The organism is Glaesserella sp. (genome assembly GCF_041817755.1).
Classification (GTDB): domain Bacteria; phylum Pseudomonadota; class Gammaproteobacteria; order Enterobacterales; family Pasteurellaceae; genus Glaesserella.
Genome location: NZ_JBGYBX010000058.1, coordinates 13,985 through 30,004 on the forward strand (window position 1 = coordinate 13,985; position 16,020 = coordinate 30,004).

The 16,020-nt window shown below is 43.4% G+C and carries 17 protein-coding genes and 1 tRNA gene; 8 read left to right on the forward strand and 10 right to left on the reverse strand.

The genetic code is table 11. The annotated features are described in order from the left end of the window. Positions 1 to 6: 6 nt before the first annotated feature. The 4 genes from ruvX to ACEYKX_RS09010 form a co-directional block, all read right to left on the reverse strand. Complete coding sequence (ruvX, locus tag ACEYKX_RS08995) at positions 7 to 420, reverse strand: Holliday junction resolvase RuvX (RefSeq protein ID WP_373767675.1); 414 nt, start codon at positions 418 to 420, stop codon at positions 7 to 9. Then, a complete protein-coding gene (locus ACEYKX_RS09000) occupies positions 420 to 977 on the reverse strand; it encodes a YqgE/AlgH family protein (protein WP_373767676.1) in 558 nt (185 codons plus the stop codon). Before ACEYKX_RS09000 ends, ruvX begins: the two co-directional genes overlap by 1 nt. Then, on the reverse strand, positions 978 to 1,712 hold the full coding sequence (rsmE, locus tag ACEYKX_RS09005; protein WP_373767677.1) for a 16S rRNA (uracil(1498)-N(3))-methyltransferase: 735 nt from the start codon (positions 1,710 to 1,712) through the stop codon (positions 978 to 980). A 100-nt stretch (positions 1,713 to 1,812) separates the two neighbouring features. After that, complete coding sequence (locus tag ACEYKX_RS09010; RefSeq protein WP_373767678.1) at positions 1,813 to 2,400, reverse strand: YajG family lipoprotein; 588 nt, start codon at positions 2,398 to 2,400, stop codon at positions 1,813 to 1,815. Between the two features lie 80 nt (positions 2,401 to 2,480). Between ACEYKX_RS09010 and ACEYKX_RS09015 the strand changes: the two genes are divergently transcribed. Continuing rightward, the gene (locus tag ACEYKX_RS09015) at positions 2,481 to 2,792 is read left to right on the forward strand and encodes a BolA family protein (RefSeq protein WP_373767679.1); all 312 of its coding nucleotides are present in this window, start codon (positions 2,481 to 2,483) and stop codon (positions 2,790 to 2,792) included. A gap of 106 nt (positions 2,793 to 2,898) precedes the next feature. Continuing rightward, positions 2,899 to 2,988 (forward strand) — tRNA-Ser (locus ACEYKX_RS09020). A 165-nt stretch (positions 2,989 to 3,153) separates the two neighbouring features. Here the strand turns inward: ACEYKX_RS09020 and ACEYKX_RS09025 are convergent. Both ACEYKX_RS09025 and ACEYKX_RS09030 read right to left on the reverse strand, forming a co-directional pair. After that, positions 3,154 to 3,528, reverse strand: coding sequence for a copper resistance protein NlpE N-terminal domain-containing protein (locus ACEYKX_RS09025; RefSeq protein ID WP_373767680.1), 375 nt, complete (start codon positions 3,526 to 3,528; stop codon positions 3,154 to 3,156). A gap of 33 nt (positions 3,529 to 3,561) precedes the next feature. Further along, complete coding sequence (locus ACEYKX_RS09030) at positions 3,562 to 3,870, reverse strand: DciA family protein (protein WP_373767681.1); 309 nt, start codon at positions 3,868 to 3,870, stop codon at positions 3,562 to 3,564. 106 nt (positions 3,871 to 3,976) lie between these two features. On the opposite strand from ACEYKX_RS09030, the gene secM reads away from it, so the two are divergent. The 3 genes from secM (at position 3,977) to mutT (ending at position 7,710) form a co-directional block, all read left to right on the forward strand. Continuing rightward, on the forward strand, positions 3,977 to 4,297 hold the full coding sequence (gene secM, locus ACEYKX_RS09035; protein WP_373767682.1) for a secA translation cis-regulator SecM: 321 nt from the start codon (positions 3,977 to 3,979) through the stop codon (positions 4,295 to 4,297). A gap of 239 nt (positions 4,298 to 4,536) precedes the next feature. Next, on the forward strand, positions 4,537 to 7,233 hold the full coding sequence (gene secA, locus ACEYKX_RS09040; RefSeq protein WP_373767683.1) for a preprotein translocase subunit SecA: 2,697 nt from the start codon (positions 4,537 to 4,539) through the stop codon (positions 7,231 to 7,233). A gap of 75 nt (positions 7,234 to 7,308) precedes the next feature. Next, complete coding sequence (gene mutT / locus ACEYKX_RS09045; RefSeq protein ID WP_373767684.1) at positions 7,309 to 7,710, forward strand: 8-oxo-dGTP diphosphatase MutT; 402 nt, start codon at positions 7,309 to 7,311, stop codon at positions 7,708 to 7,710. A 26-nt stretch (positions 7,711 to 7,736) separates the two neighbouring features. Here mutT and htpG read toward each other — a convergent pair whose 3' ends face one another. Continuing rightward, the gene (gene htpG / locus ACEYKX_RS09050) at positions 7,737 to 9,623 is read right to left on the reverse strand and encodes a molecular chaperone HtpG (protein WP_373767685.1); all 1,887 of its coding nucleotides are present in this window, start codon (positions 9,621 to 9,623) and stop codon (positions 7,737 to 7,739) included. A 198-nt stretch (positions 9,624 to 9,821) separates the two neighbouring features. Between htpG and ACEYKX_RS09055 the strand changes: the two genes are divergently transcribed. The 3 genes from ACEYKX_RS09055 to ACEYKX_RS09065 all read left to right on the forward strand — a co-directional run bounded on the left by ACEYKX_RS09055 (position 9,822) and on the right by ACEYKX_RS09065 (position 13,386). Continuing rightward, positions 9,822 to 10,562 (forward strand): cyclase family protein, encoded by a 741-nt coding sequence (locus tag ACEYKX_RS09055; RefSeq protein WP_373767686.1) that lies wholly within the window; start codon positions 9,822 to 9,824, stop codon positions 10,560 to 10,562. Between the two features lie 163 nt (positions 10,563 to 10,725). Then, positions 10,726 to 12,177 carry a catalase gene (locus tag ACEYKX_RS09060; RefSeq protein WP_373780708.1) on the forward strand — a complete coding sequence of 484 codons (1,452 nt, stop codon included), beginning with the start codon at positions 10,726 to 10,728 and terminating at the stop codon, positions 12,175 to 12,177. 123 nt (positions 12,178 to 12,300) lie between these two features. Further along, positions 12,301 to 13,386 carry a metallophosphoesterase gene (locus ACEYKX_RS09065; RefSeq protein ID WP_373767688.1) on the forward strand — a complete coding sequence of 362 codons (1,086 nt, stop codon included), beginning with the start codon at positions 12,301 to 12,303 and terminating at the stop codon, positions 13,384 to 13,386. Positions 13,387 to 13,416: 30 nt separating this feature from the next. Here ACEYKX_RS09065 and folK read toward each other — a convergent pair whose 3' ends face one another. From folK to dksA, 3 genes are all read right to left on the reverse strand, one after another. Next, entirely contained in the window at positions 13,417 to 13,890 is a 474-nt protein-coding gene (gene folK, locus ACEYKX_RS09070) for a 2-amino-4-hydroxy-6-hydroxymethyldihydropteridine diphosphokinase (protein WP_373767689.1), read from the reverse strand. After that, positions 13,887 to 15,392, reverse strand: coding sequence for a polynucleotide adenylyltransferase PcnB (pcnB, locus tag ACEYKX_RS09075; protein ID WP_373780709.1), 1,506 nt, complete (start codon positions 15,390 to 15,392; stop codon positions 13,887 to 13,889). The genes folK and pcnB overlap by 4 nt, the downstream gene beginning before the upstream one ends. A 141-nt stretch (positions 15,393 to 15,533) precedes the next feature. After that, the gene (dksA, locus tag ACEYKX_RS09080) at positions 15,534 to 15,983 is read right to left on the reverse strand and encodes an RNA polymerase-binding protein DksA (protein ID WP_373767690.1); all 450 of its coding nucleotides are present in this window, start codon (positions 15,981 to 15,983) and stop codon (positions 15,534 to 15,536) included. Positions 15,984 to 16,020: the final 37 nt, after the last annotated feature.

Below are 16,020 nucleotides of genomic sequence, written 5' to 3' on the forward strand. Positions count from 1 at the left end.
ATGGGCTTAATGGCTGTCAAACCAACTTTCTAAAATGAGGCAAGCGGAAATCGAATCCACTTTATCTTTTTTTAACGCTTTAAACCCACCGCGGGAAAAAATTTCCGAGCGGGCTTCTACTGTCGTTAAACGTTCGTCCTGTAACACTACCGGTAAATTAAACCGCCCGTTAAGCCGGTTGGCAAATTTTTTAGCACGTTGAGTCAGTGGTTGCTCCGTACCGTCCATATTCAACGGTAAACCGACAATCAAAAGGTCAGGCTGCCATTCGGTAAGGAGTTTGCCGATTTGCTCCCAATTCGGAATACCGTCTTGCGCTTTAAACGCCGGTAGGCGTTGTGCGGTTTTGGTGATGCTTTGTCCGACGGCACAGCCGATACTATTGGTGCCGAAATCAAAGGCGATAACGGTCTGCGTCATTAGGCTCTCCCCGCTTTAGCAAGGATACCTTCAATACCCAATAATTCATTGGCTTCTACCCAGCGATCCAAATAACCTGTTTTGAACAGAATTTGTTCGGTTGCCGGGGTGACAATCCAATAATTTCGGGCGATTTCTTGTTCTAATTGTTCCGCTTTCCATGTGCAGCAACCTAAGCAGACCATAAAATGCTCGGGGGCGTCTTCACGTCCGAAGGTTTCTAAAATATCGCCGGAGGTAGTGAGCATAATACCGTTACCGGTCGGGTAACTGTGCAGAAATTGGCGTTCCGTCGGCGTATGTAAAATAAAGCCTCGTTCTTGGCTGACCGGACCGCCGCTGAGAACCAATTGATCTTTCGTATAATTACGCTCATTGGCCATTAAAAAATCAATTTTAGCGAGCAGCTCCATTACGGACAGATCCGTCGGAGAATTGATCATGACGCCCATGGCACCTTGTTCATTGTGTTCGCACAGATAGATCACGGCCCGATCAAAGTAATCATCGTTCATGTCGGGAGTCGCAACCAATAATTGCCCTTGTAAATTCATCATCTAACTTAAATCTCCATACAACAGTTGTAAGGCGGTGATGGTTGCCAGAGAAGCCGTCTCGGTACGTAAAATACGTTTACCGAGTAATACTTCGGTAAAACCTTCTTCCTCAGTCATGGCAATTTCTTTCGGAGAGAGTCCGCCTTCAGAGCCGATTAATAAACGCACGCCCTCACGAGGAATCGTTGGGAGTGACTTTAACGTATATTGGGCTCGCGGATGTAAATTCAACTTCAACATGCCGTCTTGTTCTTTACACCAATCGGATAACTTCATGATCGGTCGAATTTCCGGAATCATGTTTCGTCCGCACTGTTCGCAAGCGGCAATCGCAATTTTTTGCCATTGTTGAATTTTTTTGTCTTGGCGTTCACCGTCCAATTTGACTCCGCAACGTTCCGACCAAAGCGGCGTGATGACGTTGACTCCTAATTCGACGGATTTTTGAATGGTAAATTCCATACGATCACCGCGTGAAATCACTTGCCCGAGGTGAATCGACAGAGGAGATTCGCGATCATCCGTTTGACTTGACCGAATCGCAACATCAATCTGTTTTTTACCGATATGGCGAATGACGGCGTGAAAGGTCATATTGGAACCGTCAAATAAAATCAATTCGGCGCCTTCTTGCATACGTAATACGCGTCCGACATGGTTTGCCGCTTCGTCACTTAGGACACAATTGTTTTTTCCGGCAAGGGGTTCGGGGTGATAGATTCTTGGAATTCTCATTTATTATTCATTGATTGGCGTAATGTAACAAGCGGTGAGATATGTGGAAAATTTTGCAAAAATTTCAGCCGATCTCACCGCTTGTAAAGGGAGTAAAGGATTATTTAAATTGATGAACGGCATTGCCGATTTCATTATCGTTATAGATATGATTCACTGCATCGTCATAGGCTTGGTTCAACACTTTTTGGATATCGGCGTTATCGGCACCGAATGCGCCTTCATAAGAACGGGAGGTGTTGAAGTTTTTACTGAAATGACCTCTCGAACCTTGTACGACAACTTCAATACCGACATTCGCCGTGATTTTATGGCGTAAGTTCCCTTGTTCGACATCGGCAAAAAATTTGTGGATTTTGACGGTTACGTTTGCATTGCCGGCACCTTGCACCACACCGAATCCTTTGCTGTTGAGATTTTGTTGCATCACTTGTTGGAACAATTGGGCAACTTCAGGCATTGCATTCAAACGGGTGACATTACCCCCGCTGGTATAACTTGCCACTTCTGCCGACGGACGAAGATCTTGAGTGGACACATTCACCAGTGCCGTTTGGTTGTTGGTATTGAACATGGCTGTCGGTGACGGTGTTGTGAAGGTTAATGTATTTGACTGTGTTTGACAGCCGGTTAATACAGCGGTAGCTAAAACCGTTGCGGCGAGAATCGTTTTTTTGCTGAGTTTCATAAAAGATTCCTTGTTGATGAATAAAATCGCAGTAAAGTATAGTATTATTCTGCATAAATTTCCAAATAGAGAGTATAAAAATGTCCGTTGAATCGACAATTTCACAAAAACTAACTACCGAATTTGCGCCCGTCATGTTACAAATTGAAAATGAAAGCCATCGACACAGTTCCGGCAGAGGTGCCGAATCGCATTTTAAAGTGACGTTGGTTTCGGCAAAATTTGACGGGTTACGTGCCGTTTCCCGCCACCGTGCCGTTTATCAATGTTTGTCTCAAGAATTGCAAAACGGTGTTCATGCGCTCGCGTTACACCTTTATACACCGACGGAGTGGTATGATGGTGGAGAGGTTGTTCCGGCATCGACCAACTGCGTGGGGCACGGTCATTAGAGAATTATTTCATAAAATAAAGAAATTGCTTGCCGAGACAATGAAAAATCGGTATAGTTCCGCCCGTCTTTCAAATGTGCTTTTGAAGCACATTTTTTATTGATTCGGTGAGATGTCCGAGTGGTTGAAGGAGCACGCCTGGAAAGCGTGTATATGGGAAACCGTATCGGGGGTTCGAATCCCCCTCTCACCGCCATTCAATAAGAAAGATTCCTTTACTGTTTTCATAGATATTTCCTTGGTTAAGTCCAATTAACTAACCGAATACTTTTTCCTTAACAGGTTACTCCCCGAGCGATTGTTCGGGGATCTTTTTATGTGAAAAAGATCGCCGAGGCGATCTTCCGAATGAAATCACGTGTTAAGGCGCCACTTTCTGCAATTTGTAATTATGGCTGCTTTTCACCGTGTTGCCGCTGGCATCACAAAATTCTACGTATTTATCCGATACTTGAACTGCCATGTTTCCTGAATTGGTTAAACGAATCACATTGGATTTATTCGGATCCCAAGTATAGCGACCTTTTTCGTGGAACGGATGTTTCTCTTTATTTTTGTAATATACCGTATTGTATTGATAAGTGTTGTCTTTGTTTAAGATAAGCTCGGCCTCAATTTTTTCACAATCTGCACAAGGTAACGTACCTTGATATGTACCTGACACCGTTTTTGACGGTAATAGTGAACAAGCCGCCAACATCGTCGTTAACGTCGTGACGAATACTATTTTTTTCATATTGCGTTCCTCTTCATGTAAATATCGAATGACTTAAACGTATTTAAAATCCGGATTGATATTAAATTGAAGCTCGGTTATGTGCGGAAAATCCGTTTGAATGCATTTAAGCAAATATTGTTTTTGTAACGACAATCCTTGACGGATCGTGGCATTTTGAACTTCAAATATCAGTGAATTATCGGACAAATTGACAATTCGGTAAAGTCTGCGGTATTGTTCGGGTAGTAACTGTTGAATTTTTCGGTTTAATTCATGTAATTCTCCGACCCGTTGGACAATATGAGACAGACCGGAGTTCTGCAAAATTTCCGTAATATTTTTAGTTGTCGAATTTTTCATCTTTCCCTTTCCCGTTTATCTTGTTTTTATTCTCATTGCCCCAATAATCTGCCGTATTCTACAAAAATGTCGTATAATCGGCATTATTTTTTCTATTGAGAACAAAATGAATTTTTTACGTCATTTTCATAAACCGGCATTTTTATCGCAATTCCTATTGGGGATCGTTGCGATTTTTGCTTTGCCTGCGACTCAGCCGTTGGCAAACGAAAGTGATGTGCTTCCGGCAAAGCAGCTTGTTTTACGTTTAAGTGATTTTTCTTCCGTTCAGAAAGTTGAGTTGGAAGCGGCTCACTTACTGCATTTGGAGCAGCAACCTCTTATCATACCTATCAAACAAGCGGTGGTTTTTTGCGAATTTTTTGCAAAATCATACCGCTTGTATCAAGTGTCAAATCCGCCGATTCGAGCCGGGCCAACAGCGTAATTCATCTATTTTCCTTCCCCCGTTTACGGGCGGACAAATGCGATAGCATTTAAGCGTTGGCTTTGCCAACGACCCGTAGGGTGAGCGAGTGAATAATGTGCCGAAGACGGAAGGGGACTAACGTTGCAAGTGAGTCACAAAATCCCCCTCAGCCTTCGGCAGCTCCCCCCGCAAGCAGGGGGAGCGGAAATTCGTTACTAATACTTATTACCTTATTATTTTTATTGGAAAAAATTGATATGTTTACAAAATTAATGACCGCTATTTTTGGTAGTAGCAATGATCGTACTTTACGCCGTTTAAACAAGCGTGTCGCACAAATTAACCGTTTAGAAGCTGAATTTGAAAAATTAACCGATGAACAATTACAAGCGAAAACCGCTGAATTTAAACAACGTTTAGCAGAAGGGGCAACGCTAGACAGCTTATTACACGAAGCCTTTGCCACTGTGCGTGAAGCGAGTAAGCGTGTGTTAGGTATGCGTCACTTCGATGTGCAGTTAATCGGCGGTATGGTGCTGACCGAACGTAATATTGCAGAAATGCGTACGGGTGAAGGTAAAACCTTAACTGCCACCCTACCTTGTTACTTAAATGCCTTGACGGGTAAAGGGGTTCACGTTGTGACGGTGAATGATTACTTAGCTCGTCGTGATGCGGAAACCAACCGTCCGTTGTTTGAATTTTTAGGAATGACGGTTGCGGTGAATATTCCGGGGCTACCGTCCGATGTTAAACGTCAAGCCTATTTGGCGGACATTACTTATGCAACGAACAGCGAGCTTGGCTTTGACTATCTGCGTGATAACTTGGCTCACTCAAAAGAAGAGCGTTTCCAACGCCCGTTACACTACGCGTTAGTGGACGAAGTGGACTCGATTTTAATTGATGAAGCACGTACTCCATTGATTATTTCAGGCCCTGCTGAAGATGCGACACAAATTTATCAAGCGATTGATAAGGTTATTCCGCATTTAATTGCACAAGATAAAGAAGATACCGAAGAATACACAGGCGATGGCGATTTCACCCTTGATCTGAAGAGCAAACAAGCCCACTTGACTGAGCGTGGTCAGGTAAAAGTCGAAAATATTTTGACGGAAATGGGCTTAATGCACGAAGGGGAAAGCCTTTATCACCCGGCCCGTATTAGCTTATTACACCACGTTTATGCGGCATTACGCGCCCACAAGCTGTTTGAAGTGAATGTCGATTATATCGTGAAAGATGGCGAGATCGTGATCATTGACGAACATACCGGTCGTACAATGGCTGGCCGTCGTTGGTCAGATGGTTTACATCAAGCGATTGAAGCCAAAGAAGGGGTAAACATTCAGGGCGAAAACCAAACTGTTGCCTCTATCACTTATCAAAACTACTTCCGTCTATATGAAAAATTAGCGGGTATGACGGGAACAGCGGACACCGAAGCCTTTGAGTTCCAACAAATCTACGGCTTAGATACCGTCGTGATCCCAACTAACCGCCCGATGATCCGTGACGACAAAACCGATTTAATGTTTAAGAGCGAACCGGAGAAATTCCAAGCGGTGATTAAGGATATTCAGGACTGTATGGCTCGTAATCAGCCTGTATTAGTCGGTACGATTTCGATTGAAAAATCAGAAGCACTGTCAGAAGCACTAAAACAGGCAGGTATTCCGCATAAAGTATTGAATGCCAAATTCCACGCACAAGAAGCGGAAATCGTTGCTGACGCAGGTTATCCGGGGGCAGTTACCATTGCCACGAATATGGCTGGTCGTGGTACGGATATTGTGCTTGGCGGTAATTGGAAAGCGGAAATTGCAAAATTAGAAAACCCAACCCAAGAGCAAATTGACGAGATCAAAGCAAAATGGCAAGAGCGTCACGACATTGTAATGCAAGCGGGTGGTTTACACATTATCGGTACAGAACGCCACGAATCTCGTCGTATCGACAACCAGTTGCGTGGTCGTTCAGGCCGTCAAGGTGACCCTGGTTCATCACGTTTCTACCTGTCATTAGATGATGCCTTAATGCGAATTTACCTCAATGAAGGTAAGCTTAATATGATGCGTAAAGCCTTTACCGAAGAAGGCGAAGCAATGGAATCGAAATTGCTGACTAAAGTGATTGCTTCAGCTCAAGCAAAAGTAGAAGCGCACAACTTTGACGGACGTAAACAGCTTCTACAATACGATGATGTCGCAAACGAACAACGTAAAGCGATTTACGAGCAACGTAACTACTTACTTGAAACAGACGATATTTCAGCGATGATTAACACCGTGCGTGAAGATGTGTTTAATGCGGTAATTGACCAGTATATTCCGCCACAATCTATCGAAGAAATGTGGGACGTTCCAGCATTAGAGAACCGCTTGAAACAAGAGTTTGGTATGGATCTGCCGATTGTAAAATGGCTTGAAGCAGAAGATGATTTACACGAAGAAACCTTGCGTGAACGTATCATCAACATTGCTAAAGAGCAGTATCAAGCGAAGGAAGCGATGGTGGGTACAGAAGTTATGCGTAGTTTTGAAAAAGGCGTGATGTTACAAAACCTTGATGAACTTTGGAAAGAGCATTTATCCGCAATGGATTACTTACGCAAAGGGATTCACTTACGCGGTTATGCCCAAAAAGATCCGAAGCAAGAGTATAAAAAAGAGTCTTTTGCAATGTTCACCGATATGCTTGACCACTTAAAATCAAACGTGATCAGCGTATTAAGCCGTATCCAAGTGCGTAGCCAAGAAGAAGTAGAACAAGCTGAACGTGAACGTCAAGCTCATGCGGAAGAAGAAAGTGCGCATTACCATGCCGAAGGTGAAGCGGAAAGCGGTGAAGAGAATTATGAAAATTTGAATATCGGACGCAATGAACCTTGCCCATGCGGTTCGGGTAAGAAATACAAGCATTGTCACGGCAGTAAAGCGAAATATGCCTAATTGACAAGCGGTCGGATTTGCAAAATATTTTACCAATCCGACCGCTTGTAACACTATATAACCATAGGAACTTTTATGTCTAAACCCCTTGTTCAAGTCGCTGCGGGCATTATCCGTAATGAATTCGGACAAATTTATTTAACACAACGCCTTGAGGGGCAAGATTTTGCCCAATCGTTGGAGTTTCCCGGCGGTAAAGTGTCGCAAGATGAAACGCCTGAAGAAGCGTTACGTCGCGAATTGGAAGAAGAAATCGGTATTCATGTGCTCAGCGCGTTTCCTTACGAGCATTTTAGTTTTGAATATCCGACGAAAGTGATCGAGCTTTTCTTCTATCTAGTGGAAGAATGGGTCGGTGAACCTTTCGGACGGGAAGGTCAAGACGGCTTTTGGATCGCTCAGCAAGAGTTGGAAGAAGGGCAGTTTCCACCGGCGAATACTGAATTAATCCGCCGTTTGAGGCAAGAATCGGATTAAAAATTAAGGGGCTTACGCCCCTTATTTTATGCCCCCAACAACTTATTCATCCGTTTAATAAACGCCGTTGGATTTTCCAATGTGCCACGTTCAGCGAGTAATGCCTGTTCAAACAAGAGTTCAATCCAGTCGTTAAATTCCGCTTCATCGGCAATATCAGCCACACGTTTTACCATTGAATGTTCAGGATTTAACTCAAAAGTATATTTCACTTCAGGGGCTTGTTGTCCCATTGCTGCGAACAGTTTTGCCATTTGCGTAGTCATTTCATCGCTGTCAGTTGAAACAACGGCCGGCGTATCAGTCAAGCGGTGAGTTAAGACCACTTTTTTGACACGTTCGCCTAAATAGCCTTTGGCTCTCTCTAAGAAACTCGCAAATTCAACTTCTTGTGCTTTTTGGGTTTCTTCTTCCGCTTTATCGGCAAGATCGCCTAAATCTAAGTCTGATTTAGTGATACTTTGTAGTGGCTTGCCGTCAAATTCGGTTAAATGGCTGATAAACCATTCATCAATGCGGTCGGAAAGCAGTAAGACTTCAATGCCTTTTTTGTTAAACAGCTCTAAATGTGGGCTGTTTTTCGCCGCTTGATAGCTGTCGGCAGTTAAGAAGTAAATCGCTTTCTGACCTTCTTTCATTCTTGCAATATAATCGTTCAAACTGACCGCTTGTTCGCTACTGTCAGTATGCGTTGAAGCAAAGCGGACTAACGCTGCCACTTGGTTTTTATTCGCAAAATCTTCCCCTACGCCTTCTTTCAACACTAAACCGAACGCATTCCAGAATTGTTGGTACTGTTCGGTATTATCTTTCGCCAGTTTTTCCAACATTTGTAATGCACGTTTGGTTAATGCCGAACGCAGTGCCGATGTGGTTTTGTTATCCTGTAAAATTTCACGAGAAACGTTTAACGGTAAGTCATTTGAGTCTAATAAACCACGCATAAAGCGAAGATAATTCGGCATAAAGACTTCCGCATCGTCCATAATAAACACACGTTGGACATAGAGTTTCAAACCGTGTTTTTGTTCACGGTTGAAAAGATCCCAAGGTGCTTTGCTCGGTACATAAAGTAGGCTGGTATATTCTTGTTTGCCTTCAACTTTATTGTGCGACCAAATTAACGGATCGGCAAAATCGTGGCTGATGTGTTTGTAGAACTCTTTATATTCTTCATCGGAAATCTCATTTTTAGAGCGTGTCCAAAGTGCTTGAGCTTTGTTAATTTTTTCCCATTTGGTGCCAGTTTCTTTGCCTTCATCGTCATACTCTTTGGTTTGAATTTCTACGGCTAAACCGATATGGTCAGAGTATTTACCGATGATGTCACGCAAACGCCATTCGCTTAAAAACTCTTTTTCATCATCACGCAAGTGTAAAATCACGTCAGTGCCACGTCCTGCTTTTTCAATATCGGCAACGGTGTAATCGCCTTCACCGGCAGATTCCCACAATACGCCTTGGTTGGCTTCTAAGCCTGCGGCACGGGTGCGAACAGTCACTTTATCGGCAACGATAAAAGACGAATAGAAGCCCACACCGAATTGCCCGATTAATTGGCTGTCTTTCGCTTGGTCTGAACCGAGTGCATTTAAAAACTCTTTGGTACCTGATTTAGCGATAGTACCGAGATGATCAATCACTTGCTCGCGGCTCATACCGATACCATTATCGCTGATGGTGATGGTGCCTAAGGTTTCATCAATACTAATACGTACACGCAATTCACCATCGCCTTCATAAAGTTCAGGTTGAGAAAGGGCTTTGAAACGCAATTTGTCGGCAGCGTCTGACGCATTGGAAATTAACTCACGCAAAAAGATCTCTTTATTAGAATAGAGTGAGTGGATCATTAATTGAAGTAGTTGTTTGACTTCCGACTGAAAGCCACGGGTTTCTTGGTTTGTACTCATAAGTCCTCTTAAATTTGTAAAAAATAAGCGGAAACAGACCGCTTGTCATAAAAAATGGCTTACTAAATAAGGCGTAAAAGTCAAATTTCAAGGGAGATTTGTATAAAGATATTGATTTCTAGGTTATAACGTTTAGTTATTTGAATTTAAAAACGTCTCTCGTTAGATTGACGTCTTTCTCATTCATCAGGAGGCAATATGTCTGATATTCTCAATGCAATTCAAGTATTAAAAAAACAGAAATGGGTCGATTTAAGCCATTCGGTTAATCCGACTATCCCGTATTTCCCCGCCTTTAAGCCGATTGAAAGCAAGGTTCTTTTCACCGTGGAAAGAGACGGTTTCCTTGCCAATGAATTTACTTTAGCGAGTCAATACGGTACGCATATTGATGCACCGGTTCACTTTGCGGTAGGTAAACGTTATTTGGAGGAAATTCAGCCGCTGGAATTGGTATTGCCGCTGATTGTTCTCCATAAAGAAAAAGAGGTGGAACGCAATCACGACTATTGTTTAACCGTCGAGGATATTTTGGCTTTTGAGGCGGAGTACGGAAAAATCCCCGAAGGAAGCTTCGTGGTGTTTGCCAGCGGTTGGTCGTCGCGCTGGTTAGATCATCAAGCGTTTTATAATAAAGATGAAAACGGACAGGCTCATACGCCGGGTTGGAGCTTGGAAGCGCTTGAATTTTTACACCAACAACGAGATGTTGCCGCCATCGGACATGAAACGCTTGATACGGACAGCGCATTGGATTTCGTTAAGCACAATGACTTGATCGGTGAACGTTACTGGCTTTCTCAAGATAAATTCCAAGTGGAAGTGTTGAATAATCTAGCTGATCTTCCCGCAACCGGCGGTGCCGTTTTTATCGGAGTACCGAAAATTGAGAACGCTTCCGGTTTTAACGCGCGGGTTTTTGCGATTATTCCGGCGTAATAATTTTTTATAAAAAGATCAGCTTTGTATGCTAAAAGACATTTTGACTATTGATTTTCTTTGTTTAATAGTTATTTGTGATTAAATTGATAGTTTGATAAGTTTTTAGCTATCAAACTATAATTTATTTAAAGCAATTACCTATTAACTACAGAGGAATACAATGATGTCAAAATGTCCGTTTGATCATGGTTCTAAAACCTTAACTAATGCAGCAGGCGCACCTGTTGTAGATAACGATAACACCATGTCTGCTGGCCCACGCGGTCCGCTTCTTTTACAAGATGTATGGTTCCAAGAGAAATTAGCTCACTTTGCTCGTGAACGTATTCCTGAGCGTGTGGTTCATGCTAAAGGTTCAGCGGCTTACGGTACATTCACTGTCACTGCAGATATTACCAAATACACCAAAGCTGCAGTATTTAAACCGGGTGCGCAAACTGAAGTATTATTACGTTTCTCAACGGTTGCCGGTGAGCGTGGGGCTGCCGATGCAGAGCGTGACGTGCGTGGTTTCTCATTAAAATTCTATACAGAACAAGGTAACTGGGACTTAGTGGGTAACAATACGCCGGTATTTTTTATCCGTGATCCGTTAAAATTCCCGGATTTTATCCATACACAAAAACGTAATCCGCAAACGAACTTGCGTGATGCAAATGCCGCGTGGGATTTCTGGTCACGTCACCCTGAGTCAATGCACCAAATTATGACATTATTCTCAGATCGTGGTATTCCTGCGACTTTACGTCATATGAACGGTTACGGTAGCCACACTTATAGCTTTGTAAACGCAAACAACGAGCGTTTCTGGGTGAAATTCCACTTCAAAACACAACAAGGTCACAAATTCTTTACTAACGAAGAAGCAGCTAAAGTTGTAGGTGAAGATCGTGAATCTAGCCAAAGAGATTTATATGAAGCGATTGAGCGTGGTGAATTTCCACGTTGGACTGTTCAAGTGCAAATTATGCCAGAAGCAGATGCTCACAAACATAACTATGCCTTTGACTTAACTAAAGTATGGCCACACGCAGATTACCCAGTGATCGAAGTGGGTGTATTAGAGTTAAACCGTAATCCACAAAACTACTTTGCTGAAGTAGAGCAAGCAGCATTTGCACCCTCTAACATCGTTCCGGGAATCGGCTTCTCGCCAGACCGTATGTTACAAGGTCGTCTGTTCTCTTACCAAGATGCACAGCGTTACCGTTTAGGTGTAAACCACCACCAAATCCCTGTAAATGCACCAAAATGCCCATACCACACGACTCACCGTGATGGTGCAATGCGTGTAGATGCAAACGGTGGTAACCACCCTAACTACGCACCGAACCGTTTTGATACTTATGTGCCGACCCACGACCAATTACCATTACAAATTGAGCGTGAAGCTGCACACTTTAACTTCCGTGAGTACGATGAAGATTACTACTCACAACCAGCAGCACTTTATAACTTGTTTACAGCGGAAGAAAAAGATCGCTTGGCAGGTAACTTTGCAGCAGGTTTATCCGGTGTCACTGTCCCTGAAATCGTAGAAAGACAAATGGCTCACTTTGAAAAAGTTAGCCCAGAATTAGCAAATGCGATTCGTCAAAAGCTGATGAAATAATAAGCGAAGACGACTTTTCTCCTTTATTTGGCATTTGCTTACTTAAAAGCCCAACAGCAGTTGGGCTTTTTTTCTCAATATAAATGTGTAGAATGCCGTTTTATTTAGATAGGTATTATAAATTTGGAAGCCAGACATTACATCACCATTGTGGTTGTGGTAATCGCATTACAATTATTATTGTTAAACTTCTCCAGAACCACGGCGTGGTTGTTTAATTTATCCAAACGGGGGCGTTGGCTCGTGACGGTGTCAAGTTATGTTACCGTCAATCTGTTTATTCTTTTACATTTCACGCAAATATTGCGCAGCTTTAGACTAAATGCGCTGATATTACTATTCCTGCTTTTTGCCCTGTTCGTCCGTATTGCAACGGCGGCGGTTTATTTTGCAGGCAAGCGGTTTATGGATTCGCGTAAATTGAATAATGCGCTGAGGATAATGTATCCGATAGGGTTTTTAGCCTTGGTGGGATTTTCGGTATATAACGCCTATACGCCGACCATTGTTCGTTATACCGTTACATTGGATAAACCGATGCAACCGACCCGCATCGGGGTGGCAAGTGATTTACATTTAGGTAAATTATTCGGCGGAAAGCAATTGGATCAACTGGCAGAGATTTTTAATAAAGAGAAAGTCGATTTAATTTTACTGCCCGGCGATATTATGGACGATAATTTAAATTACTATTTTGCCGAAAATATGCGTCCGCATTTAGCCAAGTTAAAGGCGCCGTTAGGCACTTACGCCACCTTGGGGAATCATGATTTCTTCGGTGCGCAGAATCAGATTGCCAAGGAAATGCGCGCGGCGGGAATTCAGGTTTTATGGGATCAAGCGGTCCGTTTGGACGGAAAATTTACCATTATCGGACGGAATGATGAGATGAATAAAACCCGCCCGAATACGGAGCAGCTTTTGGAAGGCGTTAATTCGAATTTACCGGTATTTTTAATGGACCATCGCCCGACGCAAATCGAACAACATGCAAAATTACCGATTGATATTCAGGTTTCAGGTCATACGCATAACGGACAGGTGTTCCCGGCAAATATCATGACATCGGCGATGTATGTGTTATCTTACGGCTATGAAAAAATCGGCAACGGGCACTTTTTCGTGACATCGGGCTATGGCTTTTGGGGGATCCCAATGCGTTTGGGCTCACAATCGGAAGTCGTGATTATTGATGTAAAAGGTAAATAGCAAAAAAGACCGCTGACAAGCGGTCTTTTGTTATCCGAAATTTACCATTTGATGATCGGCAAATTGTTGATAGAGGTCTCGCAGTGCGGTGCCGTTCGGCAAAATCAATTCGGGGCTGATTTCATAAAGCGGTACGATGACGAATTCGCGGTTGTGCATATCGTAATGGGGAACGGTCAAACGTGCCGTTTGGATTCGTTCGTCGCCGTAAAGCAAAATATCCAAATCAAGCGTGCGTTCGCCCCAACGGCGTAAGCGCACGCGACCTTGCTCATTCTCAATGCGTTGCAATTGATCGAGTAATTCGATAGCAGTCAGATCCGTATCGAATTTTACCACGGCATTAACATAATCGGGTTGATCCTGTGGTCCGAGAGGTTTACTGCCATAGAATGAACTCGCTCGGATATTTTTTGCAAATTTTCGCAGTGAAGAGACCGCTTGTTTGAGCTGTTGCAACGGATTTTCAAGGTTTGAACCCAGCGCCACATAAACCGTCGTCATGAGGCTTCTCCTTGAGTCACTTTCTTTTTGCGGCTGAATTTGCGGCGCGGGCGGCGTTTTTTCTTTGTTTCTTCATCTCGGAAGGTCGGTAAACTTTTTACATTTTTCAGCATTTCAGTCCGCTGAGCTTCATTGCTGAATTGGTATTCATGCCACCATGCACTTAATTCCACGAGATCGCCGCCTTCAATTTCGGCGCGCATTACGAGTAAATCAAAGCCCGCGCGGAATTTAATATGTTCGAGGGTTTGCTGCGGGCGTTTGCCGGTGCGTTTCGGAAATTGGAATTGTAATGCCCAAATATCTCGAATTACCGTGGTATAACGACGGTGTAATGCAACGGCTTTCACGCTGTCGGCAAGGATTTCGTTTGCCGCCAGCATCATCGCATCATGGTTATTTAAACCCCCTTCATTTTTCAGCTCATCGATTTTTTCGCGTAGCGGATACCAAAACAGTGCTGCAAATAAGAATGCGGGATTCACACGTAGGTTATCTCGAATTCGTTCGTCCGTTGACCGAAGCGCTTTGCCGATCATGCGTTCGGTATCGGAATCACCGTATTCGGTAAAAAAGCGGCTTAACACAGGGAAAAGCTGCTGAAACAAACCGTATTGACGCAATAATTCATAGGTTTTATAGCCGTAACCCGATTGCAACAATTTCAGTGATTCGTCAAACAGGCGGGCCGCCGGAATATTTTTTAACAACGGCGCCATGTTGCGAATCGGCTCATCGCTTGCCTTGTCAAGAAACATGTCGAGTTTTGCCATAAAACGGACGGCACGCAGCATCCGCACCGGATCTTCTTGATAACGAGTGACGGGATCACCAATCAGTGCTAATTTGCCTGCTTTCAGATCATCAATCCCGTTGAAGAAGTCGTAAATCATATTATGACTGACATCGTAATAAAAGGCATTGACGCTGAAATCACGGCGTTCCGCATCCTCCCGTAATGAGCCGTAGACATTGTCTCGCAATAGCATTCCCGCTTCACTGGTTTTGGACATTTTCTCCGTCGCGTTACTGTGATGATCCGCGCGGAATGTTGCAACTTCATAGATTTCACGCCCGAAAACGATATGAGCCAGACGGAAACGCCGACCAATTAAGCGGCATTGGCGACCAAAGATTTTTTGAATTTCCTCAGGGCGCGCATTGGTAGCAATGTCAAAGTCTTTCGCTTTTTGCCCTAACAATAAGTCGCGGATACAGCCGCCGACCATATAGGCTTCATAACCGTTTTTTTGCAACTTATTAACAATGGCGATAGCATTGCTAGGGAAATCTTTCGGCGAAATGCCGTAATGTCCTGCCGGTAGGGTAAACTTTTTGTGCAGAATATGATTCGGTACCGTGTGCGTTCTGTGTGATTTTTTCTTCGGTGTGCGATTGGGGTGTTCAATCGGCTTAGGTTCTAACCGTTTGGGATGAAAGTTGTGTTCCGCTTGTGTGGTTTCGGCAAGCGGTGGGATATCGTCCTTTTTTTTTGCGACCAAAAAAAGATTTGATGTAATTTAAAATAAGTCACCTCATTACTATGACATAGAAATGTAGGAACACCGTAAACATATGCTAAACGGACACACGCAGTGTGTCCCTACTTTTTCAATATTGTCTAACTATCGTATTTTTAATGATTAGCCGCCCATCTGTTTTTCACGAATCTCGGCGAGTGTTTTGCAATCGACACAAAGTTCGGCGGTCGGGCGCGCTTCCAAACGTTTTAAACCGATTTCGATTCCGCAGGCATCACAATAGCCGTAGTCACCTTCATCCAGTTTCACTAATGTTTGCTCAATACGTTTCAGTAATTTGCGCTCACGATCGCGATTGCGTAATTCTAAGCTGAATTCTTCTTCTTGTGTTGCACGGTCGGCAGGATCGGCGAAATTGGTCACATCATCTTGCATTTGGCTTTTGGTACGTTCCGCTTCTTCCATAATTTGCGCATGCCATGCTTTCAGAATTTTACGGAAATGCTCGATTTGGGCATCGTTCATGTATTCTTCATTCTTACTCGGCTCGTAAGGCGACACACCGGCAAGAGCCAGTAAACTTAAAGAAGTGGTTTTTGCCACTTGAGTCATAATTCACTCCTGTTTTCTTGGAATCGTCTTCCCTAAG